The organism is Rhodococcus sp. IEGM1428, from assembly GCF_050321865.1.
Taxonomy (GTDB): domain Bacteria; phylum Actinomycetota; class Actinomycetes; order Mycobacteriales; family Mycobacteriaceae; genus Rhodococcoides.
The window spans coordinates 1,478,635-1,503,241 of the sequence record NZ_JBNQFW010000001.1 but is presented as its reverse complement, the minus strand read 5'-3'; the positions used below and the strand labels follow the sequence as shown (position 1 = coordinate 1,503,241).

23 protein-coding genes are annotated in these 24,607 nt (G+C 66.1%); 2 read left to right on the top strand and 21 right to left on the bottom strand.

Annotated features, from left to right (window positions below; translation table 11 throughout):
• Positions 1 to 10: 10 nt before the first annotated feature.
• The 14 genes from secG to rpe all read right to left on the bottom strand — a co-directional run bounded on the left by secG (position 11) and on the right by rpe (position 13,272).
• A complete protein-coding gene (gene secG / locus ACQR3T_RS07045; protein WP_027497008.1) occupies positions 11 to 244 on the bottom strand; it encodes a preprotein translocase subunit SecG in 234 nt (77 codons plus the stop codon).
• A gap of 118 nt (positions 245 to 362) precedes the next feature.
• The gene (gene tpiA, locus ACQR3T_RS07040) at positions 363 to 1,148 is read right to left on the bottom strand and encodes a triose-phosphate isomerase (RefSeq protein WP_032403368.1); all 786 of its coding nucleotides are present in this window, start codon (positions 1,146 to 1,148) and stop codon (positions 363 to 365) included.
• A 3-nt stretch (positions 1,149 to 1,151) separates the two neighbouring features.
• A complete protein-coding gene (locus tag ACQR3T_RS07035; protein WP_428692854.1) occupies positions 1,152 to 2,363 on the bottom strand; it encodes a phosphoglycerate kinase in 1,212 nt (403 codons plus the stop codon).
• Between the two features lie 5 nt (positions 2,364 to 2,368).
• The gene (gene gap / locus ACQR3T_RS07030; protein ID WP_032365753.1) at positions 2,369 to 3,388 is read right to left on the bottom strand and encodes a type I glyceraldehyde-3-phosphate dehydrogenase; all 1,020 of its coding nucleotides are present in this window, start codon (positions 3,386 to 3,388) and stop codon (positions 2,369 to 2,371) included.
• A gap of 120 nt (positions 3,389 to 3,508) precedes the next feature.
• The gene (whiA, locus tag ACQR3T_RS07025) at positions 3,509 to 4,492 is read right to left on the bottom strand and encodes a DNA-binding protein WhiA (RefSeq protein ID WP_032377822.1); all 984 of its coding nucleotides are present in this window, start codon (positions 4,490 to 4,492) and stop codon (positions 3,509 to 3,511) included.
• A complete protein-coding gene (locus ACQR3T_RS07020; RefSeq protein ID WP_032377821.1) occupies positions 4,483 to 5,508 on the bottom strand; it encodes a gluconeogenesis factor YvcK family protein in 1,026 nt (341 codons plus the stop codon). The genes whiA and ACQR3T_RS07020 overlap by 10 nt, the downstream gene beginning before the upstream one ends.
• The gene (rapZ, locus tag ACQR3T_RS07015; protein WP_032378468.1) at positions 5,505 to 6,371 is read right to left on the bottom strand and encodes an RNase adapter RapZ; all 867 of its coding nucleotides are present in this window, start codon (positions 6,369 to 6,371) and stop codon (positions 5,505 to 5,507) included. Before rapZ ends, ACQR3T_RS07020 begins: the two co-directional genes overlap by 4 nt.
• An 83-nt stretch (positions 6,372 to 6,454) precedes the next feature.
• Positions 6,455 to 8,545, bottom strand: a complete 2,091-nt coding sequence (gene uvrC / locus ACQR3T_RS07010) for an excinuclease ABC subunit UvrC (RefSeq protein ID WP_032403662.1) — start codon at positions 8,543 to 8,545, stop codon at positions 6,455 to 6,457.
• A gap of 86 nt (positions 8,546 to 8,631) precedes the next feature.
• On the bottom strand, positions 8,632 to 9,090 hold the full coding sequence (locus ACQR3T_RS07005; RefSeq protein ID WP_037174304.1) for a PH domain-containing protein: 459 nt from the start codon (positions 9,088 to 9,090) through the stop codon (positions 8,632 to 8,634).
• 29 nt (positions 9,091 to 9,119) lie between these two features.
• Positions 9,120 to 9,617, bottom strand: coding sequence for a 6,7-dimethyl-8-ribityllumazine synthase (ribH, locus tag ACQR3T_RS07000; RefSeq protein WP_032377819.1), 498 nt, complete (start codon positions 9,615 to 9,617; stop codon positions 9,120 to 9,122).
• Positions 9,614 to 10,867 (bottom strand): bifunctional 3,4-dihydroxy-2-butanone-4-phosphate synthase/GTP cyclohydrolase II, encoded by a 1,254-nt coding sequence (locus ACQR3T_RS06995; protein ID WP_032378466.1) that lies wholly within the window; start codon positions 10,865 to 10,867, stop codon positions 9,614 to 9,616. The genes ribH and ACQR3T_RS06995 overlap by 4 nt, the downstream gene beginning before the upstream one ends.
• A gap of 87 nt (positions 10,868 to 10,954) precedes the next feature.
• Positions 10,955 to 11,566 carry a riboflavin synthase gene (locus ACQR3T_RS06990; protein WP_428692853.1) on the bottom strand — a complete coding sequence of 204 codons (612 nt, stop codon included), beginning with the start codon at positions 11,564 to 11,566 and terminating at the stop codon, positions 10,955 to 10,957.
• Positions 11,567 to 12,598 (bottom strand): bifunctional diaminohydroxyphosphoribosylaminopyrimidine deaminase/5-amino-6-(5-phosphoribosylamino)uracil reductase RibD, encoded by a 1,032-nt coding sequence (gene ribD / locus ACQR3T_RS06985; RefSeq protein ID WP_428692852.1) that lies wholly within the window; start codon positions 12,596 to 12,598, stop codon positions 11,567 to 11,569.
• Positions 12,598 to 13,272 carry a ribulose-phosphate 3-epimerase gene (rpe, locus tag ACQR3T_RS06980; protein ID WP_032377816.1) on the bottom strand — a complete coding sequence of 225 codons (675 nt, stop codon included), beginning with the start codon at positions 13,270 to 13,272 and terminating at the stop codon, positions 12,598 to 12,600. The genes ribD and rpe overlap by 1 nt, the downstream gene beginning before the upstream one ends.
• Positions 13,273 to 13,307: 35 nt before the next feature.
• Between rpe and ACQR3T_RS06975 the strand changes: the two genes are divergently transcribed.
• Positions 13,308 to 13,697: an MmcQ/YjbR family DNA-binding protein gene (locus ACQR3T_RS06975; protein ID WP_032377815.1), complete on the top strand. Its 390-nt coding sequence runs from the start codon at positions 13,308 to 13,310 to the stop codon at positions 13,695 to 13,697.
• A gap of 16 nt (positions 13,698 to 13,713) precedes the next feature.
• Here ACQR3T_RS06975 and ACQR3T_RS06970 read toward each other — a convergent pair whose 3' ends face one another.
• The 3 genes from ACQR3T_RS06970 to ACQR3T_RS06960 all read right to left on the bottom strand — a co-directional run bounded on the left by ACQR3T_RS06970 (position 13,714) and on the right by ACQR3T_RS06960 (position 16,929).
• On the bottom strand, positions 13,714 to 15,183 hold the full coding sequence (locus tag ACQR3T_RS06970; protein WP_428692851.1) for an RsmB/NOP family class I SAM-dependent RNA methyltransferase: 1,470 nt from the start codon (positions 15,181 to 15,183) through the stop codon (positions 13,714 to 13,716).
• The gene (gene fmt, locus ACQR3T_RS06965; RefSeq protein ID WP_032377813.1) at positions 15,180 to 16,103 is read right to left on the bottom strand and encodes a methionyl-tRNA formyltransferase; all 924 of its coding nucleotides are present in this window, start codon (positions 16,101 to 16,103) and stop codon (positions 15,180 to 15,182) included. Before fmt ends, ACQR3T_RS06970 begins: the two co-directional genes overlap by 4 nt.
• Positions 16,104 to 16,191: 88 nt before the next feature.
• Positions 16,192 to 16,929, bottom strand: coding sequence for a PadR family transcriptional regulator (locus ACQR3T_RS06960; RefSeq protein WP_428693077.1), 738 nt, complete (start codon positions 16,927 to 16,929; stop codon positions 16,192 to 16,194).
• Positions 16,930 to 17,226: 297 nt separating this feature from the next.
• Here ACQR3T_RS06960 and ACQR3T_RS06955 point away from each other — a divergent pair, with 297 nt between their 5' ends.
• A complete protein-coding gene (locus tag ACQR3T_RS06955) occupies positions 17,227 to 18,972 on the top strand; it encodes a diguanylate cyclase domain-containing protein (RefSeq protein WP_428692850.1) in 1,746 nt (581 codons plus the stop codon).
• Here the strand turns inward: ACQR3T_RS06955 and ACQR3T_RS06950 are convergent.
• The 4 genes from ACQR3T_RS06950 to coaBC form a co-directional block, all read right to left on the bottom strand.
• On the bottom strand, positions 18,888 to 19,739 hold the full coding sequence (locus tag ACQR3T_RS06950; protein WP_428692849.1) for a cyclase family protein: 852 nt from the start codon (positions 19,737 to 19,739) through the stop codon (positions 18,888 to 18,890). The two genes, ACQR3T_RS06955 and ACQR3T_RS06950, sit on opposite strands and share 85 nt — an antisense overlap.
• An 80-nt stretch (positions 19,740 to 19,819) precedes the next feature.
• Complete coding sequence (locus tag ACQR3T_RS06945; RefSeq protein WP_428693076.1) at positions 19,820 to 21,787, bottom strand: primosomal protein N'; 1,968 nt, start codon at positions 21,785 to 21,787, stop codon at positions 19,820 to 19,822.
• 150 nt (positions 21,788 to 21,937) lie between these two features.
• Positions 21,938 to 23,152: a methionine adenosyltransferase gene (metK, locus tag ACQR3T_RS06940; protein WP_032377810.1), complete on the bottom strand. Its 1,215-nt coding sequence runs from the start codon at positions 23,150 to 23,152 to the stop codon at positions 21,938 to 21,940.
• 184 nt (positions 23,153 to 23,336) lie between these two features.
• Entirely contained in the window at positions 23,337 to 24,590 is a 1,254-nt protein-coding gene (coaBC, locus tag ACQR3T_RS06935) for a bifunctional phosphopantothenoylcysteine decarboxylase/phosphopantothenate--cysteine ligase CoaBC (protein ID WP_428692848.1), read from the bottom strand.
• Between the last annotated feature and the right edge of the window lie 17 nt (positions 24,591 to 24,607).

The window sequence follows — 24,607 nt, the reverse complement described above, 5'->3', positions numbered from 1 at the left end:
CCGAAGTGGATCAGGTGTACTTGATCTCCAGGCCGATTCCGAGGATCGCGATGAGCCAGATCAGGCCGGTGAACACTGTCAGACGATCCAGGTTCTTCTCGACGACCGTGGAACCGGACAGGCTGGACTGCACTCCGCCACCGAACAGACTGGACAATCCGCCACCCTTGCCGCGATGCAGCAGGATCAGCAAGATCAACGCCAGACTGGTGATGACCAGCAGAATATCCAGAAACAGATCCATGTCCACCTCAAACTCGATTCGATGCCTCCAGCAGCCTACCTGGCCCCACGAACGGCTTCGGACACCCCGCCGAAGCGAGGTGTCCGAAAATCGTTCGGTCGGCGTTGCCGATGACCGATCAGGGCAGGGGTCCACCTGCGGCGATAGCCGACAGCGTGGCGAATTCGTCCGCCTTGAGCGACGCTCCCCCGACCAGGGCACCGTCGACATCGGGCTGGCCGACGATCTCGCCGACGTTCTTGGCGTTGACCGAGCCGCCGTACAGCACCCGCACGCCCGCCGCGACCTCGTCCGAGGACAGCGCCTTCAGTTCCTCGCGAATCGCCCCGCACACTTCCTGGGCGTCCGATGCCGACGCGACCCGACCGGTGCCGATCGCCCACACCGGCTCGTAGGCGATGACGACCTTGGAGATGTCGTCGGCCGACAGGCCGCTGAGCGAACCACGCAACTGAGCCACGTTGTAGGCCACGTGCTCGCCGGCCTCGCGGATGTTCAGCCCCTCACCGATGCAGACGATCGGGGTGAGGCCGTTCTTCAGCGCCGCCTTCGTCTTGGCCAGCACGACGGCGTCGTCCTCGCTGTGCAGAGTGCGCCGCTCGGAGTGACCCACCACGACGAAGGTGCATCCCAACTTGGCCAGCATCGAACCGCTGATCTCGCCGGTGAACGCACCCTTGTCCTCGGACGACACGTCTTGCGCACCGTAGGTGAGCAGCAGTTTGTCGCCCTCGACCAGCGTCTGCACACTGCGAATGTCGGTGAACGGAGGGATCACCGTCACGTCGACCTTGTCGAAGTACTTCTCGGGCAACGAGAAAGCGATCTTCTGCACCAGCGAAATGGCTTCGAGGTGGTTGAGGTTCATCTTCCAGTTGCCCGCGATGAGCGGCTTACGTGCCATGCGTCATGCCTCCAGGACCGATAGACCGGGGAGCTGCTTGCCTTCGAGGTACTCGAGGGATGCACCGCCTCCGGTGGAGATGTGCGAGAAGCCGTCGTCGGGCAACCCGAGGGTGCGCACGGCCGCCGCGGAGTCGCCGCCGCCGACCACGCTGAACGCGCCCTTCTCGGTGGCTCCGATGATCGCTTCCGCAATGCCCTTGGTGCCGGCCGAGAACTTGTCGAACTCGAACACGCCGGCCGGTCCGTTCCAGAAGACGGTCTTGGCGTTCGAGAGCACGACCGCAAAACGACTGACCGAGTCCGGACCGATGTCCAGACCCATCCAGCCGTCCGGAATCTCGGAGGCCTTCACGGTCTTCGCCTCGGCATCCGCCGCGAACTTGTCTCCCACGACGATGTCGACAGGAAGGTGGATCACGTCACCGAATCGCTCGAGCAAATCCTTGCAGACACCGATCTGATCCTCCTGAAGAAGCGAGTTTCCAACCGAATAACCCTGTGCCGCAAGGAAAGTGAAGGCCATGCCGCCGCCGATCACCAGGGTGTCGACCTTGGGAGCCAACGCCTCGATGACGCCGAGCTTGTCCGAGACCTTGGAGCCGCCGAGCACCACCGCGTACGGACGTGCCGCATCCTCGGTGAGCTTGGCCAGCACCTCGACCTCGGCAGCGACGAGGGTGCCCGCGTAATGCGGCAGCAACTGCGCCACGTCGTAGACCGACGCCTGCTTGCGGTGCACGACGCCGAATCCGTCGGAGACGAATGCCGCGTCGTCGCCGGCCAGCGCGACGAGCTCACGAGCCAGAGCAGCTCGCTCGGACTCGTCCTTGCTGGTCTCGCGCGGATCGAAGCGAATGTTCTCGAGCAGCAGCACGTCGCCGTCGGTCAGGCCCTCGGCGCGAGCCTCGGCGTCCTGACCCACCACGTCGCCCGCGAGCTGAACGTGGCGACCGAGCAGCTCGCCGAGCTTCGCTGCGACCGGAGCCAGGCTGTACTTCGCGTCGGGCTTGCCTTCGGGACGACCGAGGTGGGCGGTGACGATGACCTTGGCACCCGCCTCGACCAGTGCTCGGAGAGTCGGGATCGACGCCTGGATACGGCCGGGATCGGTGATCGTGCCGTCCTCGAGCGGGACGTTGAAGTCCGATCGCACGAGGACGCCACGGCCTTCGACACCGGCATCGAGCAGATCCTGCAGTGTCTTGACAGCCATCGGTGTCAGAGGGACTTGCCGACGAGACCGATGAGGTCGGCGAGGCGGTTGGAGTAGCCCCACTCGTTGTCGTACCAGGAGACGATCTTGACCTGGTCGTCGATGACCTTCGTCAGCGGCGCGTCGAAGATCGACGAGTGCGGGTCGGTGACGATGTCCGAGGACACGATCGGATCGGTGTTGTACTTCAGGATGCCCTTCAGCGGACCTTCCGCAGCTGCCTTCATCGCGGCGTTGATGTCGTCCGCGCTGGCCTTCTTCTTCAGCAGAGCGGTCAGGTCGGTGACCGAGCCGGTGGGGATCGGCACCCGGAGTGCGTAGCCGTCGAGCTTGCCGAGCAGCTGCGGGAGAACCAGGCCGATGGCCTTGGCTGCACCGGTACCGGTGGGGACGACGTTGAGCGCTGCAGCGCGGGCGCGACGCAGATCGCTGTGCGGGCCGTCCTGCAGGTTCTGATCCTGCGTGTACGCGTGGATCGTGGTCATCAGGCCCGAGACGATGCCGAACTCGTCATCGAGAACCTTGGCGATGGGGCCGAGGCAGTTGGTGGTGCACGACGCGTTGGAGATGATGTTCTGGCTGCCGTCGTACTTGTCGTCGTTGACGCCCATCACGATGGTGATGTCCTCACCCTTGGCGGGCGCGGAGATGATGACCTTCTTGGCACCGGCGTCGATGTGGCCCTGTGCCTTCGCAGCGTCGGTGAAGATGCCGGTCGATTCGACGACGACGTCGACGCCCAGGTCACCCCACGGAAGTGCGGACGGGCCCTCGCGCAGCGACAGCGCCTTAATCTTCTGTCCGCCGACGACGATGGTGTCCTCGCCCTCGAGCGAGACATCGTGCGGCAAGCGGCCCAGAATCGAGTCGTACTTGAGCAGGTGTGCGAGCGATGCGTTGTCGGTCAGGTCGTTGACAGCAACGATTTCGATGTCGGTGGTACCGAGCGCCTTCTGCGCGTCGACAGCCCTGAAGAAGTTACGCCCGATGCGGCCGAAGCCGTTGACGCCTACCCGGATCGTCACTGTTCGCTCCTAAAAGTTGTGAAAACAGATGTCTGGTCATGCCTGCATGCGGGGTGCCACACGCGGTTCCCACCCTAGTGTGCGCGCAGGCAGAGCGCGCGCATCACTCGTCGGAGGCGGTCAGGCCTCGTCGAGCAGTTCCGCGGTGACCGCGGACTCGGTGTCCGGAATGCCGGTTTCCTTCGCCTTGCGGTCGGCCATGGACAGCAGACGTCGGATTCGGCCCGCCACCGCGTCCTTCGTCATCGGCGGGTCGGCCAACTGCCCGAGTTCTTCCAAGGAAGCCTGGCGATGCTGTACTCGGAGCGAACCCGCAGCAGCAAGATGATCCGGCACGTCCTCACCGAGGATGTTCAGGGCTCGCTCGACCCGCGCTGCGGCGGCAACGGCCGCCCGCGCCGAGCGCCGGAGGTTGGCGTCGTCGAAATTGGCGAGTCGGTTCGCCGTGGCTCGCACCTCGCGCCGCATTCGACGTTCTTCCCAGACGAGCCTGGTGTCCTGTGCTCCCATGCGGGTGAGAAGCGCTCCGATCGCCTCACCGTCGCGCACCACCACTCGATCGGTTCCGCGCACCTCGCGGGCCTTCGCTGCGACTCCGAGTCGGCGGGCTGCTCCGACGAGCGCCAGAGCTGCTTCCGGTCCTGGGCAGCTGATCTCGAGTGCCGAGGATCGGCCCGGCTCGGTGAGCGAGCCGTGTGCGAGGAACGCACCGCGCCACGCAGCTTCGGAATCCCCCACCGTGCCACCGACCACCTGGGCGGGCAGTCCACGAACCGGGCGCCCGCGCAGATCCAGCAGTCCGGTCTGGCGAGCCAGGGCCTCCCCGTCCTTGGCCACCCGGACCACGTAACGCGAGGTCTTGCGCAGTCCGCCGGCACCGAGCATGTGCACGTCGGAGGAGTAGCCGTACAGCTCGAAGATCTCGCGACGCAGCCGCCTCGCGATGGACCCGAGATCAACTTCCGCCTCGACCACCACCCGACCGGCCACGATGTGCAATCCACCGGCGAATCGCAGGAGAGCGGACACCTCTGCCTTGCGGCAACTGACCTGACTGACGGTGAGCCTGCTCAGCTCGTCCTTGACCTCCGCTGTCATGGCCACGAAGTGATCCCCTCTCTGCCTGCAGCAGTCGGTGCAGTGCCGCCGGTGGGCGTCACGATGGAGCCGAGAGCTGCAGCAAGCTTTCCGTAATGATGTGCGTGAGTGCCGTTTTCGGCAACATCGACGTAAACGACCTCGGCACCGAGCCGGGCCGCTGCCCGCGCTACGTGTTCGCGGTTGCTGCCCTCCGGGACCGAGGCGGAATCGACCAACACGTAGTCGATTCCCAAATCAGGTGCGTGTTGGGAGAGTACGTGGACATGGCGCTCGGCGGAGAATCCGGTGGTCTCCCCCAGCTCCGGCGCCAGGTTCAGCACGAGCACTTTCGGCGCGGAAGTACGTGCCAGGGCGGCCAGCTGATCCGGCACCAGAACGTGTGGAATGACACTCGAGAACCAGGATCCGGGACCGAGCACCACCAGGTCGGCCTCGTCGATCGCCGCGAGGGCATCTGCCGAGGCAGGCGGGTCGGGTGGCAGCAACCGTACGCGCCGAACCTTGCCGGGGGTCGTCGCCACCGCGACCTGTCCGCGAATGACGCGGCTGACTCGCGGGTCGTCCTCGAGGCCGGAGACATCCGCTTCGATGTCGAGTGCGATGGGCGACATCGGCAGCACTCGGCCGTCGATTCCGAGCATCCGCACCATCTCGTCGAGGGCGGCGATGGGGTCTCCCAGCACCTCGGTGAGTCCGGCCAGGATGAGGTTGCCCACCGAGTGTCCGGCCAGCGCACCGGTACCCCCGAACCGATGCTGCAGCACATCGGTCCACAGCTGTGTTCGTTCGTCGGAGCGCGCCAGCGCGGCCAGCGCCATCCGTAGGTCTCCGGGCGGAATGACGCCGAGCTCGGCCCGCAGCCGCCCCGACGATCCCCCGTCGTCGGCGACTGTGACGATGGCGGTGACGTCGTGGCCGAGCAGCCTGGCCGCGGACAGGGTGGCGTACAGACCGTGACCGCCCCCGAGGGCGACGATCTTCGGGCCCGGTTCCTGCGTTGCGGTGTCGAACTCGCTCATTCGCGACCCAGATCCCGGTGCAGCACGCGCACGGACACATCACCCTGCTCGGCGAGAATGCCGGCCAGTGCTTCGGTCATCGCAACACTTCGATGCTTACCTCCGGTGCAGCCCACGGCTACCGTCATGTACCTCTTGCCTTCCCGCACGTATCCCTCGATCGTCAAATTCAGCAGGTGCGTGTACGTCTGCAGATAGTCGCGGGCTCCGTCCTGCCCCAGGACGTAATCGCGTACGTCTGCGTCCTGTCCCGTGTGGTCGCGGAGCTCGGGCACCCAATGTGGGTTGGGCAGAAAGCGGACGTCGCAGACCAGATCGGCGTCCATCGGCAAGCCGTACTTGAAGCCGAACGACTGCACGGTGACGCCGACGCCACTGGTGTTCGCGTCACCGAACACCGTCTCGATCTTGCGTCGAAGCTGGTGCACGGAGAGCGACGTGGTGTCGACCGTCAGATCCGCCGCAGCCTTGACCTGGGCGAGCCGCAACCGTTCGGCAGTGATGCCCTCGGTCAGCGTTCCGTCCTGACCGTCGTTCTGCAGCGGATGGCTGCGCCGATTGGACTCGAATCTGCGAATGAGCACGGCGTCGGACGCGTCCAGGAACAGCACTCGGTTGCGCACACCCTTGGAGTCGAGCTCTTTGACGACCCAGCCCAGATCCCCTGTGAACAGACGGCTTCGGACATCCATCACCAGCGCGAGTCGCTCGATGCGGGGCTGGGACTCGAGCCCGAGGTCGACCATCTTGGAGATGAGCTCGGGGGGCAGGTTGTCCGCGACGTACCAGCCGAGGTCTTCGAGAATTTTGGCCGCGGTGCGCAGCCCTGCGCCGGAGACGCCGGTGACCAACGCCACCTCTATCCCGTCGTGCCGAGACTCCGCCTCGGGAGACGGCTCGAGGTGCTCGTCGGACGGCGGATGTCTCTGTGTCTGGTGTTCGCTCACTACGAAGCCTGTCCCGCCGATTCCACGCGCGGCGCGATCGCATGTTCCGTCGTGTTCTCGCCCGATGTCGTTGCAGTTGCGTTGCCATCATCGCCTACATCGGCGTCGTCCGTGTCCGAACCGAGCGCCGCCAGCACCGACTTCGCGGTGGTCTCACCGATTCCCGGCACCTCGACGATCTCTGCGACCGTCGCGCGCTTGAGATTGGCTACCGAACCGAAGTGTGCGACCAGGGCCGTTCGCCGCGATTCACCGAGTCCGCGGACCGAATCCAGTGCCGAGGCCGTCATCCGACGAGATCGCTTACTGCGGTGGAACGTAATCGCGAATCGGTGCGCCTCGTCGCGAACTCGCTGCAACAGATAGAGGGACTCGCTCGTTCGCGGCAGGATGACCGGATCCTCCTCGCCCGGCACCCACACCTCTTCGAGTCGCTTGGCGAGACCGACCACCGCCACATCGGTCACGCCCAGCTCGTCCAGCACAGCCGCGGCTGCGGCCACCTGAGGGGCACCGCCGTCCACGACGAACAGGTTCGGTGGGTAGGCGAACTTTCGAGGTCTGCCGGTCTGGGGATCGAGCGCGGCTTCCGGAGCCAGATCGCCTCCGCTCGCTTCGGTCGACCCATCGGCGGAGTGTCTGAGGAATCGCCGCCGAGTCACCTCGGCAATGCTGGCGACGTCATCGGAATGCCCGTCACCGGCCGCTTCCTTGATCGCGTAGTGGCGGTAGTCGCTCTTGCGAGGCAGCCCGTCCTCGAAAACGACGAGAGATGCCACCACATCGGTTCCCTGTACGTGGGAGATGTCGATGCACTCGATGCGCAGCGGTGCCGAATCGAGATCGAGAGCTTCCTGAATCCCCTGCAGCGCAGCAGATCTCGACGTGAAATCTCCCGCTCGCTTCAGCTTGTGTTGCTGCAGGGCCTCCTTGGCGTTGCGCTCGACGGTCTCGGCCAACGCCTTCTTGTCGCCGCGCTGAGGAACGCGCAGGGTCACGTTGGACCCCCGAAGCTCGCTGAGCCACGTCTGGACCTCGTCGGCATTGTCGGGCAGAACGGGCACCAGCACTTCGCGCGGAACTGCATTGGAACCGCCGTCGTCGCCACCCGGCGCCTGCGCAGTCAGCGCGGCCTGCTCGCCGTAGAACTGAGTGAGAAACTGCTCGACCAGTGCGGGCAGATCGGCCTCGTCCTGCCGCTCGATCACTTCGCCCGCCTTCTCCACCACCCAGCCACGTTGTCCACGAACCCGCCCCCCGCGAACGTGGAACACCTGGACGGCAGCTTCGAGGGCATCGGTGGCGAACGCGACGAGGTCGGCGTCGGTACCGTCGCCGAGCACCACCGCCTGCTTCTCCAATGCTCGACGCAGTGCGCCGACGTCGTCGCGCAGGCGCGCTGCGGTCTCGAAGTCCAAGTCCTCGGATGCCGCCTGCATCTTCTTCTCGAGTTGCCGCACGAGCTTGTCGGTCTTGCCGGCCAGAAAGTCGCAGAAATCCTCGACGGTGCGGCGGTGTTCCTCCGCGCTGACCCGTCCCACGCACGGTGCCGAACACTTGTCGATGTACCCCAGCAGGCAGGGTCTGCCGATCTGATTGTGCCGCTTGAACACTCCGGTCGAGCACGTGCGCGCGGGGAACACCCGGAGCAACAGGTCCAGCGTCTCGCGAATGGCCCACGCATGGGCGTACGGGCCGAAGTAGCGCACGCCCTTGCGGCGGGGTCCGCGGTACACGAACAGACGTGGGTATTCCTCGTTCATCGTCACCGCGAGCATCGGATAGCTCTTGTCGTCGCGGTAGCGGACGTTGAATCGCGGATCGAATTCCTTGATCCAGTTGTACTCGAGCTGCAGCGCCTCTACCTCGGTGGTGACGACCGTCCATTCGACCGACGCCGCGGTGGTGACCATCTGGCGGGTGCGAGGATGCAGCGAGGCGACGTCTGCGAAGTAGGAATTGAGCCGACTGCGGAGGCTTTTGGCCTTACCCACGTAGACGACGCGACCATGCGGATCTCGAAATTTGTACACCCCCGGCTCCACCGGGATGGTTCCGGTGGCCGGGCGGTAGGTAGCGGGGTCGGACACGGCATCCACGTTAGCCGTCGGGTCCGACGTTCTCCGCATCCGCAGCTCAGGTGTGGTGCATGCCCCGCTACGTCAGTCCGGCTCGGTCAGTCTTGATCCACCGCGTCGGTCGAAACGGATGCGGCGGGTGCGTATTTGCGTTCGAGAGTCCGGAATTTCCGCACTGCGGCGACCGCGTGCTCACGATCGTTGGACTGGATGGCCATCACGTTGATGAACTCGTCGTCGGGGATGTCGACGCGCGCCCACATCGCCCCGTCGGGAAAGGACAGTCCGCGCACCAGATCCCACTCGATCAGGCGCTCCGAGAGCAGATTACGTACCGCGACACCTGCGGGTCCGACGCGGATCCGCGGGCGAGTCAGCACCAGCGCCAAGCCACCGAGCAATACTCCGATTCCCGCCATCGCGAGTTGGTCGGCGGTCCGGAAGTACACCCCGGTCGGTGACACCCGGAGCAGAACGGCGACGGTCGAATGCGCCACGACGAGCAACACTGCCGCCGCGATGGCGTAGCGAGCGGACTTGCGCGATTTCACCTGCATGTCCCACTGCGGGGTCGGTTCGCCGCCGGTCACGTGAACTCCTGGTTCGTCCAAGGTTGACGCAGATGCTTCAGAGTCAGTGCCGTGTCGATTGCGGCTGCAGTGGCCTGAGCGCCCTTGTCCTCGAACGAGCCGGGCAGGCCGGCACGATCGAGCGCCTGCTGCTCGTCGTTGGTGGTGAGCACCCCGTTGGTCACCGGAGTGCCCTCGTCCAGCGATACTCGCGTCAAGCCGGCCGTGACGGCGTCGCACACGTACTCGAAATGCGGTGTTCCACCACGGATGACGACGCCGAGCGCCACGACGGCATCGTGGTTACGGGCGAGCGCCTGGGCGACGACGGGCAACTCGATGGCACCGGCGACGCGGATGACCGTGACGTCCCGCACTCCCGCAGACTCGGCTTTGCGCAGCGCACCGTCGAGCAGCGCCTCGGAAATCGTTCGATGCCACTGGCCGGCCACGATCGCCAGCTTCAGGTCGTTCGCGCCGGCGAGCTGGAGGGTGGGTTCGCCGTCGCCGCTCATGAGGTCACTCCGTTCTCGAAATCGTCGAGACCGGTGAGGTCGTGGCCCATGCGGTCGCGTTTGGTGCGCAGGTACGTGAGGTTCTCGGCGTTGGCGCGCAACGGCATCGGTACTCGCTCGGTCACGTGCAGGCCGTATCCGTCGAGCCCGACTCGCTTGGCCGGATTGTTGGTGAGCAGACGCATCGACGACACACCGAGGTCGACGAGAATCTGAGCACCGATTCCGTAGTCGCGGGAGTCGGCGGGCAAGCCCAGCTGAAGGTTGGCGTCGACGGTGTCGGAGCCGGCGTCCTGGAGCTGATAGGCCTGCAGTTTGTGCAGCAGTCCGATTCCGCGGCCCTCGTGTCCGCGCATGTATAGGACGATTCCGCGTTCCTCGGCGGCGACCATTTCGAGCGCGGCGTCCAGTTGCGGTCCGCAGTCGCAGCGCAGCGAACCGAAGACGTCACCGGTGAGGCATTCGGAGTGGACGCGAACGAGGACGTCGTTGCCGTCACCGTCGGGCCCGGCGATGTCGCCGCGCACGAGCGCAACGTGTTCGACCTCGTCGTAGATGCTCTGGTAGCCGACCGCACGGAAGGTGCCGTGGCTGGTGGGGATTCGGGCGTCGGCGACGCGGAGGACGTGCTTTTCGTGCTTGCGCCGCCACGCGATCAGGTCTGCGATCGAGATGAGCGCGAGATCGTGCTCGTCGGCGAACACGCGCAGTTCGTCGGTCTGGGCCATCGCGCCCTCGTCCTTCTGGCTGACGATTTCGCAGATGACGCCTGCGGGCCGCAGATCGGCCATGCGGGCCAGATCGACGGCGGCCTCGGTGTGGCCGGGGCGACGCAGCACTCCGCCGTCCTTGGCGCGCAGCGGTACGACATGGCCGGGGCGGGTGAAATCGCCGGCTCCGGTGTCGGGGTCGGCCAGCAGCCGCATCGTGGCTGCACGGTCGGAGGCCGAGATCCCGGTTCCGATTCCCTCGCGGGCATCGACGGTCACCGTGTACGCGGTTCCGTGCTTGTCCTGGTTGGTGGCGAACATCGGCGGCAGGCCGAGTCGGTCGCAATCCTCACCGGACAGCGGAACACAGAGATAGCCCGAGGTGTAACGGACCATGAAGGCAACCAGCTCCGGGGTGGCCTTCTCGGCGGCGAAAATCAGATCGCCTTCGTTTTCGCGGTCCTCGTCGTCGACGACCACCACGGCTTTGCCCGCAGCGATGTCCGCAACTGCGCGCTCGATACTGTCGAACCTGGTCACGAAAGTGCGCTCCATAGGTCTCGGGCCTGGCTCAGCACCCTTGGAATGTCTCCGATGCACCGTTACCTGCGTGCACTTCAACAGTACTTACTGTGCGTCGATCGACTGCAGCCGCTCCACGTACTTGGCGATGACATCGACTTCGAGGTTGACCGGTGATCCGACCTCGGCCGTGCCGAGCGTGGTCAGATCGAGGGTGGTGGGTATCAGCGAGATCTCGAACCAGTGCGAACCGTCGTCGACACCCAGTCCGGACACGGTCAGCGACACTCCGTCGACGGTGATCGAGCCCTTTTCCACGACGTAGCGCGCGACCGAGGAAGGCATGGCGATGCGCACGACGGTCCAGTTCTCGGACGGCAAGCGGCCCGCCACGGTTCCGGTTCCGTCGACGTGGCCCTGGACGAGGTGCCCACCGAGCCTGCTGCCGAGTGCCGCGGCGCGTTCGAGATTGACGCGGCTGCCGACGTCGAGGGCACCCAGGCTCGATCGGTTCAGCGTCTCCTGCATGACATCGGCGGTGAAGCCGCCGTCCGGCAGTACCTCCACGACGGTCAGACACACCCCGTTGACCGCGATGGAGTCGCCGTGGCCTGCATCGGAGGTCACCACCGGGCCGCGCACCGTGAAGCGAGCAGCGTCGGGCAGTTCGTCCTTGGCCACGATCTCGCCCAGCTCTTCGACGATTCCGGTGAACATCTAATTCGCTCCTTCGGGCACGACGCCGATCAGTATGTCGTTGCCGATCATGGTGACTGTCTCCGTGCGGAACCGAATTGCGTCGGCAATTGTTCCGATGCCCGCATTCTCCACCGCCGCGGGTCCGCTGCCCAACACGGCCGGGGCGACGTATGCCACGACGCGGTCGATCAGCCCGGCAGCGAGAAACGCTCCGGCCAACGTCGGACCGCCTTCGATCTGGACATCGGTGTGTTCGCCGAGAGCCTCGATCACCGCCGCCGGATCGTGTGTGTCGAGAAACACCGTGGGTGCCTCCGACCCGCGAATCGCCGCGGTCGCCGGTATCTGCCGCGATCCGACGACGACTCGCACGGGCTGGTGGAGCGCGAGGGACCCGTCGGGACGCCGGGCGGTCAGCCGCGGGTCGTCGGCCAGCACGGTCCCGGTTCCCACGACGATGGCGTCGAGCTTGGCCCGCTCGGCGTGCACGTGCGCGCGCGCCTCGGGACCGGTGATCCACTGACTCGTACCGTCCGCGGCGGCGCTGCGACCGTCGAGAGTCGCGGCATATTTCCAGGTCACGTGCGGCCGACCGGTGCGTTGCTTGTGCAACCATGCCCGCAGCGGACCCTGCCGTACCTCGCGTTCCCCGATCCCCTGCTCGACGCGAATGCCCGCGCCGCGCAGAGTCTCGGCTCCGCCGGATGCGAGCGGGTTCGGGTCCGCGACGGCGTGCACGACCGTCGCGATGCCGGCCTCGATCAGTGCCTGCGAACAGGGCCCGGTGCGACCGGTGTGGTCACAGGGCTCGAGGGTCACCACCGCTGTGCCGCCGCGAGCTCGATCCCCGGCCTCGGCCAGGGCGACGATCTCGGCATGCGGACCGCCGGGTGGACGGGTCGAGCCGATACCGACGACGACACCGTTGGAATCGAGGATCACCGCCCCCACAGGAGGGTTGGGACTGCTGATACCCCGCGCGGACTCGGATGCCTCGACGGCGAGGGCCATGGCGTCCGCGATGGACACCGCTCTGCCCTGGCCGTTCATTACGACAGGTGGTGCGATGCGTGGGCGGCCCGGGTGCGAAGGTCACGCACGGCGGCGGCAGGATCGGCGGTGTCGTAGACGGCCGAGCCGGCGACGAAGCAGTCGATTCCGGCTTCGGCGGCTTGCTCGATCGTGTCGGAATTGATTCCGCCGTCGATCTCGACCACCAGTCGCAGATCACCCGAATCGACAAGTGCGCGAACAGCTTTCGCCTTCGAGAGCACCTCGGGCATGAACGACTGCCCGCCGAAGCCGGGCTCCACGCTCATCACCAGCAGGGTGTCGAAGTCACGCAAGATCTCGAGGTACGGCTCGATCGGCGTGCCGGGCTTGACGGACAGGCCGGCTTTTGCGCCCGCAGCGCGGATGTCGCGTGCCACTGCGGACGGGTCGTCGGTGGCCTCGGCGTGAAAGGTGACGTTGTACGCCCCGGCCTCGGCGTAGGGCGGGGCCCAGCGCGCCGGATCCTCGATCATCAGGTGGCAGTCGAGGGGGATGTTCGTCGCTTTGAGCAGACTCTTCACCACCGGAAGCCCGAGGGTGAGGTTGGGAACGAAGTGCGCGTCCATGACGTCGACGTGCAGCCAATCAGCTCCGGACACCGCCTCGGCTTCGGCAGCGAGCCGTGCGAAATCGGCGGACAGAATGGAGGGGGCAATCATCGGGGAAACCACGATTGACGAGCCTAGCCGAGCGGTATGGTGCGCCCATGGCCACCATCGACTCCGCAACGGCGATGATCGCCGAACTGCCCGGGGTCACCGTGGGCGTCAGGTACGGGCATTCGTCGTGGGCGGTCGGCAAGAACGTGTTCGCGTGGATTCGCCCGTTCAGCAAGGCCGACCTGAAACGGTTCGGCGACCGGACCCCGCCCCGCGGGCCGATCCTCGCCGTTCGTACCGCGGACCTGCACGAGAAGGAGGCCATCCTCGCTGCACATCCGCGGGCGTGCTTCACCATCTCGCACTTCGACGGTTTCGCCGCGGTGCTGGTGACCCTCGACAACACCGACGACGACGAACTACGGGAACTGCTGATCGACGGGTGGCTCGTCTACGCCCCGAAGAACGTCGCCGAGACGTTCCTGGCGGGCGGCTGATCCTGCCGCCGTTCGGTCACATCGGTTTGCGTAGCGCCGCCATGAACATCGCATCGGTGCCGTGTCGGTGTGGCCACAGTTGCACGGACGTACCGTCGCCCAGCTGCGGCACGCCCGGCACGAGTTCGCGTGTATCGAGCGGCTCGACGCCGAATCGGCGGACCGCGTCGGCGACGACAGCCGTGGTTTCGGACAGATGCGGCGAGCACGTCGAATACAGCACCACGCCACCGGGGCGCACCAGGTCGATCGCCGCTGCCAGCAACTCTTTCTGCAGCGTCACCAGAGCCGCGACGTCGGACGGCAGTCGCCGCCAGCGCGCCTCGGGCCGACGACGTAGAGCGCCGAGCCCGGTGCACGGCGCGTCCACGAGCACGCGGTCGTAGCCACCGTCGAGTCCGGATTGCCTGCCGTCGACGGTGTGCACCGTCACCGGCAGGTCCTTGGTCGTCTTGGACACCAGGTCGGCTCGGTGCGGCGTCGGCTCGACGGCATCGACTGTGGCACCGTCGATCTCGGCGATGGCACCGAGCAGCGCGGCTTTACCTCCCGGGCCGGCGCACAGATCCAGCCATCGACCACCGTCCGCACCGACGAGTGGTGCCAGGGTGAGCGCCCGTCCGACGAGTTGACTGCCCTCGTCCTGAACACCGGCCAGCCCGTCACGTACGGCGTCGAGCTTGCCGGGATCGCCGCCGTCGAGGTGCACGGCGTACGGGGAATAAGGTCCTTCCTCTCCCCCGGTGACCAGCGCCAGTTCTTCGGCCGAGATCTCTCCGGGCCGCGCGACCAGGTGAACCGAGGGCCGTGCGTCGTCGGCTTCGAGCACGGCAGCGAGTTCACCGGCATCGGCACCGAGTGCGTCGGCAAAGGCCTGCGCGATCCACTTGGGATGTGCGTACTCGAAGGCAAGGTGGCCGACCGGATCGGACGCTGCTGGTGGCGCCAGCTCGTCGACCCACTGCGCCGCCGTGCGTTCGGACACGCGCCGCAGCACCGCATTGACGAAACCAGCCTTGCCGGTGCCGAATTCGGACCGGGCCAGATCCACCGACGTGGCGACGGCCGCGTGCGGTGCCACCCGGGTCCGGAGCAGCTGATAGGAGCCGAGCCGCAGAATGTCGAGCAGAGGCCCGTCTATTTCTGCAGCAGGCCGCCCGGCCGCGTGGGCGATCACCGCGTCGAGCACCCCACGTGCGCGGGACGCGCCGTAGGCGAGTTCGGTGGCCAGCGCGGCATCGCGCGAGTCCAGCTTCCGCTCTCGCAGCAAGCCGGGCAGCACCAGGTTGGCGTAGGCATCACGCTCGCGGACCGCCTTCAGTACGTCACGGGCCGCGCGGCGTGCCGGATCGATCGCATCGATTGCGCGGGGCCCCGCGCCCTGCGGAGGCCGGTTTCCTTTGGGACCGCGGGCTCCCGGCGACTTCTTCACGAACTTTCTCGGCTGACCGGACTCGCGCTTACGGGGCCTGTCGGGTTCTGTCATCGCGCTACCGCCGTATCGTCCAGCCGAGCGCCGCGCGCCCAGTCGAGTGCCTTCATGACCTTCTTGCCCTGGGGTTGGATATCTCCGAGAACGAGTGCGGTTGTGCCTGTTCCGATGTGCACACCGGATTTGCGTACCTCGATCGCGCCGGGAGGCAACGTATCGGGCACCAGCTGTACCGGGGCGATCTTGACGCGGAGTTCATCGATCGTCGTCCATGCCCCCGGCGCCGGAGTGACCGACCTGATGTGCCGATCGATGTAGGCGGCGGATCGGTTCCAGTCGATGCGCGCCGCGTCGACGGTGACCTTGCTCGCATACGACACACCGTCGTCGGGTTGCGGATGGGCACCTGCGGTTCCGTCTTCTATCGCGTCGAGGGTTGCGGTCAGCAGCTCGGCTCCGCTCGATGCGAGCCTGGTGAGCAGGTCACCCGTGGTGTCGGTCGAGCGAATTCTCTCGGTGACGACGCCGAGCACCGGGCCGGTATCCATCCCCGCGTCGAGCAGGAACGTGGAAGCACCGGTGATTTCGTCGCCTGCAGCGATGGCGGCTTGTACGGGCGCGGCACCGCGCCATGCGGGCAGCAGCGAGAAGTGCAGGTTGATCCAGCCGAAGCGAGGAATGTCGAGCACCGGTTGAGGCAGTAGCGCGCCGTATGCAACCACCGGGCAGACATCGGGTGCGAGGTCGATCAGCTGCGAGACGAAATCCGGGTCCGACGGCTTAGCGGGCGTGAACACCGGAATGCCGTGCTCGTCGGCCAGCAGGCCGACCGGGGAGCGAACGGTCTTTCGCCCTCGACCGGATGCGGCGTCGGGCCGGGTCACCACGGCGATCACCTCGTGGCGTTCGGACTCCAGCAACCTTCGCAGCGATGGGACTGCGGGGTCCGGTGTTCCGGCAAAGACGACGCGCACTGTAGGCAACTCCCTGGGATGGACGAAACGATCTCGGGTGTCCATCCTAGGGAGTGCCTGGAGCTGCGGACGATTCCGCACCCAGCGGTCATGTCGCGTCGGGAGCGTCGACCGTCTCGTCGGGCTCGGCGTCGTTCGGCCCGTCCTCCGCGAGGATGCGGTACATGGACTTCCGCGCCTCGACGAGGATGTCAGCAGCCTGTTCGACCTGTCGGGACGTGCCGACTCCGGCCACCTGGCCGGCCGCACCCATCAACTGTCCGATGAGTGCGCGCAGATCCCGTGCGTCGAAACCGACCGAATCGGCGACGTCGTCCCACGGACTGCCCAGGTCCTCGCGATGCTGCTCGATGTGCGATCGCCCCTCATCGGTGAGAGCTGCCGTCTTGCGTCCGGCCACCTTGTCGATGAGAACCAGGCCCTCGTCCTCGAGCTGAGACAGAGCCGGATAGATCGAGCCCGGGCTCGGCTTCCAGGTGCCGCTGCTCTTGTCGGCGATCTGCTGGATGAGCTCGTATCCGTGCATCGGACGTTCCTCGAGCAGCAGCAGGATTGCCGCACGCACATCTCCGCGTCGACCTCGCCCTCCTCGGCCCCGACCTCGGCCGAAATCTGCATTCGGTCCGAAACCACCAGCCCCGAAACCGCCGGCACCGAAACCGGGCCGCATGCCCTCGCGGCCGCGTCCGAACCCACCTCCTGCACCGCGCCTGCCGCGTTCACCGTGTCCTCTCTTTCCGCGTCCTCGCTCTCGATGACCGCCCTCGTCCACCGGGACGTCATCGTCGGCCTGGGCAACCCACATCTGAAACGGTGCGCCGCGCATGTGCGCGCGTCCGCCTCCACTGCCTGCGAACGGCCCCATCCGGGGGCCTCCGCGGCGTCCGAATTCGTGTGCGAATCCTTCGAATGCGTAGTTCATGTCGTTCTCCTCTGTATCGATTTACATTTCGACGATATATCGACAATACAGTTTCCGCAAGATCGCGAGTCCGATTCCTTCTTTACGACACCGATGAGCCCATGGACAACAGCCACCTCTCGGTACGATGAATCGGCCGGTCCGAGCCACCGATCACAGCGACCGGCGGGGCGGCGCTCGCTCACGAACGAGGAGGGCCGCATGGCCGGATCAGCGGGGCGACGGGTTGTCGTCGTGCTCGGCTGCGTTCTCGCCGTCGTCCTCCTGGTCGGATCCGGCGTTCTCGGCCATCGCATCTCGGTGCTGATCGACGACGTCGCACAGCTCGCAGGCGGAATCGCCGCGACGGTCGTCTGCGGGCGGACCGCCAGGAGTCGGACGGGTTCCGAACGCCAGTGGCGCGTGCTGATGGCCGCGGGAATGGCGTGCTGGAGCGCAGGCATGGCGGTATGGGCCTTCTACCGATCCGTGCTCGACATGCCGCTGCCGACCGCATCGGTCGCAGACGTCGGGTTCTTCCTCTTTCCCGTCTTCGCCGTTCCCGCTCTGTTCGCCTTCGTGGGAGTGTCGCCCCGACGAGCGGCCGCAGGTGCCCGCCACATCTGGCTCATGTCGCTGCTCGACGGTGCAGTCGTCGTGGGATCACTCTTCGTTCTGTCATGGGCCACCGTGCTCGGTGCGGTCGTGCACTCGTCGGAGTCCGAACCCATCGAGTTCCTGGTGGCCGTCATGTATCCCATCACCGATCTGGTTCTCGTCGCCATGATCGTGCTGCTCATCGTGATTCCGACCATCGCGGCGCGGTACAGGTCACAGCTCACCCTGCTCGGTGCAGGGATCCTGATGCTGGCGATCTCGGACAGCATCTACGCGTACCTGGTCGCAATCGGGGCAGAGTTCATGCCCGTCCTGACGGACGGCGGATTCATCGCCGGCACCGCGCTCATCGCGCTCGCGGCCGCCACACCGAGAACCGTCGACAACGGCCCTTCGGTGTACAGCCCCTCGACATACGGCCCTTCGACCTACAACCCTTCGACGCCCGGCCAGGAACCCACTGCGTTTGCCGGCACGGACAGCATCGCCGGTGAACGAACGCAGATGCTGCTGCCCTACGCGCTCATGGGTGCCATCGGCATCGTGCTGGCGGTTCTGCGTGTGCTGACCGGCACCCTCGACTCGACGGTCATCGTGCTCGGGGTTGCGGTGGTGCTGCTCTCGGTCGTCCGACAGATGATCACCTTGATACAGAACGACAACCTGCTCCGTAGCTTGACTCTGGCTCGGGACGAGCTGACCTACCGCGCGCACCACGACGGACTGACCGGACTGCTCAATCGATCGTCGTTCGACGAACACCTGCGCGCCGCGGTGAACGACGCCCGAGCGGGCCGGAAGAGCGCAGTCCTACTGCTGATCGACCTCGACAATTTCAAGAGTGTCAACGACCGATTCGGGCACGGCGGCGGCGACGAACTGTTGATCGAACTCGCACGCCGACTCGACAGATGCGTGGGCGAGGGTGTGGTGGCACGTTTCGGCGGCGACGAGTTCACCGCCTTGGTTCACGCCGACCTCGACACCGGGCGCGCCACAGCCGCGCGCATCGCCGAAGCGATGCGCACTCCCCATGAAATCGACGGACATCCGGTCTCGGTCGGCGCGTGCGTCGGTGTCGTGCAGATAGGCCGCACAACCGGCGTCGACCCCGACGACACCGCACCACGAACCACCGGTGTCGACGAGGACGAACTGATGCGGCTCGCCGATCGCGCGATGTATCGGGCCAAACATGAGGGGAAAGCCGGGGTCTACGGCTACGACGCCGTGGGCACGCTCAGCCGAGTACCGATCGACAACGATCAGGACAACCTGGGCACCAAACCGAAAATGGTTGCAGGAGAACCAGATCCGGCGCGATTGATGGGGCCGCCGACCAGAACGTAGGCACCTGTGGCCGGGATGGACTCCAAATTGGTCAGGTTCTCCAAGCTGATCCGACGCCTGTCGTAGAGCTTGACCGACACCGGGTAGGTCTCGTCGTTGCCCAGATCGGGCCCGAAGGTATCGGTGCCGAGCGCTCCTCGATCTGCGAGCTTGCCCGTATCGATCAGCCACTGAGCCGCCTCCGCCGAGAAGCCGGGTTGGTGTGTCACACCGTCCGAGTCTGCGTTGGCGTACGCGTCGGTGCCCCAGCGCGACGACCATCCGGTCCACGCAATGACGGCCGCCCCCGCCGGAATTGGTCCATGCACGGCTTCCCAGCTCTGCAGATCTGCGACCGTGACGGCGTAGTCTGCGTCGGCCGCCGCCTGCTCGCGGATATCGATCTTCACTGCGGGCAGAAACAGGTCTTGCGGATCGAGCTGATCGGCGGTCAGTCCACCCTCCTGAAAATGCGCGGGAGCTCCCCAATGCGTTCCGGTGTGCTCGCCTTCCTTGACGTACTGGAGGTAGAACCCGTCCTCGGCGACAGTGAACGCCGTCTCGAGAGTGAACTCGGGATCGCCGGGAAAGATCGGAGTGAGAGCCGGATCGTTGACGTGCGACAGAGACACGATCTGCAGCAGGCGATCCAACGGAACCCGAGGCCCGGCAGGCTGCGCCGAGCCGGTACCGGGCAGGGCGTCGGCGGTGGCAGGCGCAACCAGCCTTGCCCCCACCAGCACTGCCACACCTGTTGTCACTCGGCGAAAGAGCTGCCTTCTCTTCATGTCCCCGACCCCACCTCTCGTCAGCGCCCCGTGCGCCGCCCCGACGCAACCTTAAGCCCTGCCGCACCCCGATGGCAGCGTCAACCGATCCGAATCGGATCTATCTGAATCCGCACTCCCGCACCGAGTTTCTTGGCACTGCGAGATGCCTGCGCAGCCGACAACGCCCGAGCCAGTGCCGCCCCGGTACTGCGGGGTACGCGTATCAGCAGCCGCTGCACATCGCCGGAAAGCCCGTCCTCTCCGCTACTTGCAGGAGGGCGTTGGCCGTCCGGCAGATCGACCGGTCCGAGCACTTCCACTGCCTCGGGCAGGTCTGCACTCTCGACCAGCGCAGTGATCGCGTCGGTGGTGCCGTCGATCGCCGCTACGTGCACGGCCGGCGGAAAGCGAACCTCCACACGCTCGTCCAGCTGACTCCTCGCATGCCACAACGGATCCCAGCGAACCAGAGCCTGCACGGTAGGTATTTCGGATTCGGCCACGACGACCACACGGCCACCCTCCGAACCCGGCCGCACCATGGCTGCGGCCGTCATCCACCGACGCAGCGTCTCCTCTGCGGCGCGCAGATCTGCGCGGCCGAGCAGTGCCCAGCCGTCGAGCAGCAACGCCGCGCCGTAGCCACCCTCGACCGTCGGCTCGGCACCCACCGTGGACACCACGAGCCCGGCACCGGGACGGACCGAGTCGAGTACTGCCGCGCCGCCCGAATTGTGCACGGGAACACCAGGAAAGGCCCGCCCCAGTTCCTCGGCAGTTCGACCCGCACCGATCACGACGGCACGTAGGTTTCGCGAACCGCAGACCGTGCACCGATGCGCAGCATCAGCGATTCCGCACCACGAACATGTCGGGCTGCTGGCACCGTCGCTGCCCGCAGCCGAGGGCAGCGCCAGCGGGCCGTTGCATCGACGACACCGCGCCGGATTCCGGCACTTCGCGCATGCCAGTGACGGCACATAGCCCGCACGCGGAACCTGCACCAGCACAGGTGCGTCGGCCTTCAACGCCGCCCGAGCAGCCTCGAAGGCAATCGCCGGTAATCGTGCCACGCGAGCCGCTGGATCCCGCGCCAGAGCGTGGTCCGAATCGGCCAGCGCAACCACGTGAGGTTGACGCTCTCGGATCAGCTCACGCGGAGCCACGAGGTCGTGGGCCCAGCCGGAGTCGACGAGCGCTTCGGCCTCCGCCGTACGCGAGTGTCCACCGATCACCACCGCCGCCCCGGAGACGTGAGCACGGAGCAACGCCACCTCGCGCGCGTGCGGATACGGGGACCGAGGCTCGGCAAAACTGTCGTCGCCGTCGTCCCAGATCGCGATCATGCCGAGTGTCGACACCGGAGCGAAGACGGCACTACGCGTGCCGACGACGACGACAGGTCCCGATCGCAGACACCGTAGCCACTGCCGATACCGCTTGGCCGGACCCAGTCCGGCCGACAAGGCCACAACATGCTCGGCCCCGAGCAACCCCGTGCATGCCGCCTCCAGGCGATCGAGGTCGCGCTGATCGGGCACTACGACCACTGCGGACCTACCGCCTGCCACCGTCACCGCGGCCGCCTCGGCCAGACGAATCGACCATTGTTCGCCGGGCAGCGCCTGCCACACGGCTCGCGGGAGGCGGCCGGACGCCAAGGCATCGAGGAAATTCGGGCCATGGGTATAGGCGGACCATGCCACGCGGTCGACGGCAGGCTCGCTCGGAGGATCGACGACAGGTGTGGCTTCCGCTTCCACCCGCGCGTGGCGGGCCGGTACGGCCAGACGCAGCACGTCCGCTCGTGTTCCGGCGTAGCGATCTGCAACCACCTCGGCGAGCTCGGCGATCTCGGGAGTCAGAACCTGCTCCGCGGACACCACCCGTTCGAGCCATCCGAGTTTGCCGTCATGGTCGGTCTCGGCCAGCCTGGCCACCACGAAACCGTCGACCAAACGGCCCGCGAACCGCACTCGAACGCGGACGCCGGGTTGCGCATCCGCACCGAACTCCTCGGGTACGAGGTAATCGAATTCGCGGTCCAGATGCGCAAGCGGCAACATCGGGAGGATGCGGGCGATGGGAAGACTCGACGCCGCTACCCGTGCCGAGACCGCCACCGCACCTCCTTCTCGACTTCTTCCGACCTCGATCGACCTCGATGAACCGAGCCGGTGCGAGGGGAGGTACGTACTGGACCGTCTTCGCCCTGTCTACAGACCGGCCGCATCCCGGAGCTTGTCGGCCCGGTCCGTGGACTCCCACGGCAGATCGATATCGGTGCGGCCGAAGTGGCCGTACGCGGCGGTGGGAGCGTAGATCGGCCGCAGCAGATCCAGATCACGGATGATGGCGCCGGGGCGCAGGTCGAACACCTCGCTGATCGCCGCACGGATCTTCACAGGATCGGTCTTCTCCGTGCCGAAGGTCTCGACGAACAGACCGACCGGCGCGGCTTTACCGATCGCGTACGCCACCTGGACCTCGATGCGATCGGCGAGGCCGGCTGCGACGGCATTCTTGGCGACCCACCGCATCGCGTAGGCGGCGCTGCGATCGACCTTCGACGGATCTTTACCGGAGAACGCTCCGCCGCCGTGCCGCGCCATGCCGCCGTAGGTGTCGACGATGATCTTGCGTCCGGTCAATCCGGCGTCACCCATCGGGCCACCGAGCACGAACTTGCCGGTGGGATTGACCAACAGACGCACGTCGGAGGTGTCGAGGGTCGGCACGTTCAACTCGGCCAGAACCGAACCCAGAACCTTCTCGCGAATGTCGGGGGTGAGCAGGTTGTCGAGGTCGATGTCGGCCGCGTGCTGAGTCGAGATCACCACGGTGTCCAGACGAACAGCGTTGTCGCCGTCGTACTCGATCGTCACCTGAGTCTTGCCGTCCGGGCGCAAGTACGGCAGCACTCCGCTCTTGCGGACCTCTGTCAGCCGCCGTGCGAGACGGTGGGCCAACGCGATCGGCAACGGCATCAGCTCGGGCGTGTCGGTGTTGGCGTACCCGAACATCAGGCCCTGGTCCCCCGCGCCCTGCCGGTCGATCTCGTCGTCGGACAGCCCCTCGACGCGAGCCTCGTGAGAATGGTCGACGCCCTGAGCAATTTCCGGAGACTGCGCACCGATGGCGACGTTCACTCCGCACGAGTTACCGTCGAAGCCCTTTGCCGACGAGTCGTATCCGATCTCGAGGACCTTCTCGCGCACGATCTTCGGGATGTCGGCATACGCTGTGGTGTTGACCTCACCTGCAACATGAACCTGCCCGGTTGTGACCAACGTCTCGACGGCGACCCGGGCACGCGGATCCTCCGTGAGCAGAGCATCGAGAATCGAATCGCTGATGGCGTCACAGATCTTGTCGGGATGACCCTCTGTAACGGACTCGCTGGTGAAAAGCCGACTACCGGACGTGCTCACGGACTTCCTCTCGACGCATGTTCCTGCCCGACCCGACGCCGCGCGCCGGTCGGGCACTCCACAAAAATTGACGTTCTCTCGGTGTTATCGCCCCTGCCGGAACGCGGCAAACCTGATTTCTACGATCGGTACAGCAGGTGCCCAGCACAGTAGCCGGGACAACATCGCTCGTGCACCCTTGGCATCATCGGGGATTCGAAGTCGGTCGAGGGCTCCTCGTATCGAGCATCTGCACCACCGAGTCCAGGACGCGGCTCGCGAGGAGAGCTTTCGAGCCTTCTCCCAATGCGGCCTCGGAACCATCGGCTCCGAGTAACCAACCGTCGTTGTGGTCCACCTCGAATGCCTTGCCGTCACCGACCGCGTTCACCACGAGCAGATCGCAGCCCTTGCGTTCGAGCTTGGCCCGCGCGTATGTCAGCACATCGCCGTCTGCGTCGCCTGTCTCGGCTGCGAACCCGACGATGACGGTCGATGATTCGATGTTGCCGTCCCGTCGAGCAGCGACCAGGCCGGCGAGTATGTCGTCGTTGCGGATCAACGGAATCGAGGACGGCTCGTTCGCGCCCTTCTTGATCTTGCTCCCCGCAATGGACTCGGGGCGGAAATCCGCAACCGCGGCCGCCATGACCACTGCATCGACGCCGACGGCATACTTGCGAACGGCGTCCTGCATGTCCGAGGCGGTCTTGACGTTCACGACGTCGACTGCAGCCGGCGTGTCCAGGTCGCTGGTGTATCCGGCAACCAAGGTCACCTGGGCACCGCGCTGCGCGGCGACCCTGGCCAGCGCATATCCCTGCTTGCCCGAACTCCGGTTACCCAGAAAACGAACCGGGTCCAGGGGCTCACGGGTGCCTCCGGCGGACACCAGAACACGACGACCCTCGAGATCTCGTGGCAGCGCATCGGCTCTCTCGCTCACGAGCATCGACAGAGCGAATATCTCGTCCGGTTCCGGAAGCCGCCCCGAACCGGTGTCACGTCCGGTCAACCGCCCGGACGCCGGCTCGATCACGTGTGTGCCACGCGATCGAAGCGTGGCGACGTTGGCGACAGTGGCCGGGTGCTCCCACATCTCGGTGTGCATCGCCGGTGCGAGAACAACAGGGCAGCGCGCAGTGAGAAGAGTTGCGGTGAGCAGGTCGTCCGCACGCCCTCCCGCAATCCGGGCCATCAGGTCCGCGGTGGCCGGCGCTACAACGACGAGGTCCGCCTCCTGGCCCAGACGCACGTGAGGAACTTCCGGAACGTCCGCGAAGACGCCGGTGTGCACCGGTTGGCCGGAGAGCGCCTCGAACGTCGCACGTCCGACGAACTCGAGCGCGGATTCGGTCGGAATCACTCGAACCCGATGCCCGCTCTCGGTGAAGCTACGAATGAGCGAACAACTCTTGTAGGCGGCGATACCTCCGCCTACTCCGACGACGACATGCAAGTCAGATGTCCTCTGTG

What these genes read in the sequence shown, in the direction of transcription:
- ACQR3T_RS06955 (WP_428692850.1), top strand. Translation starts at nt 17,227, where the DNA reads ATGGCCGGATCAGCGGGGCGACGGGTTGTCGTCGTGCTCGGCTGCGTT.
- ACQR3T_RS06970 (WP_428692851.1), bottom strand. Translation starts at nt 15,183, where the DNA reads ATGACAGAACCCGACAGGCCCCGTAAGCGCGAGTCCGGTCAGCCGAGA.
- ACQR3T_RS06975 (WP_032377815.1), top strand. Translation starts at nt 13,308, where the DNA reads ATGGCCACCATCGACTCCGCAACGGCGATGATCGCCGAACTGCCCGGG.
- ACQR3T_RS07035 (WP_428692854.1), bottom strand. Translation starts at nt 2,363, where the DNA reads ATGGCTGTCAAGACACTGCAGGATCTGCTCGATGCCGGTGTCGAAGGC.
- ACQR3T_RS06960 (WP_428693077.1), bottom strand. Translation starts at nt 16,929, where the DNA reads ATGCGCGGCGCACCGTTTCAGATGTGGGTTGCCCAGGCCGACGATGAC.
- ribD (WP_428692852.1), bottom strand. Translation starts at nt 12,598, where the DNA reads ATGAACGGCCAGGGCAGAGCGGTGTCCATCGCGGACGCCATGGCCCTC.
- ACQR3T_RS06990 (WP_428692853.1), bottom strand. Translation starts at nt 11,566, where the DNA reads ATGTTCACCGGAATCGTCGAAGAGCTGGGCGAGATCGTGGCCAAGGAC.
- ACQR3T_RS06945 (WP_428693076.1), bottom strand. Translation starts at nt 21,787, where the DNA reads ATGTTGCCGCTTGCGCATCTGGACCGCGAATTCGATTACCTCGTACCC.
- ribH (WP_032377819.1), bottom strand. Translation starts at nt 9,617, where the DNA reads ATGAGCGGCGACGGCGAACCCACCCTCCAGCTCGCCGGCGCGAACGAC.
- secG (WP_027497008.1), bottom strand. Translation starts at nt 244, where the DNA reads ATGGATCTGTTTCTGGATATTCTGCTGGTCATCACCAGTCTGGCGTTG.
- ACQR3T_RS06950 (WP_428692849.1), bottom strand. Translation starts at nt 19,739, where the DNA reads ATGAAGAGAAGGCAGCTCTTTCGCCGAGTGACAACAGGTGTGGCAGTG.
- ACQR3T_RS07020 (WP_032377821.1), bottom strand. Translation starts at nt 5,508, where the DNA reads ATGAGCGAGTTCGACACCGCAACGCAGGAACCGGGCCCGAAGATCGTC.
- tpiA (WP_032403368.1), bottom strand. Translation starts at nt 1,148, where the DNA reads ATGGCACGTAAGCCGCTCATCGCGGGCAACTGGAAGATGAACCTCAAC.
- ACQR3T_RS07005 (WP_037174304.1), bottom strand. Translation starts at nt 9,090, where the DNA reads ATGCAGGTGAAATCGCGCAAGTCCGCTCGCTACGCCATCGCGGCGGCA.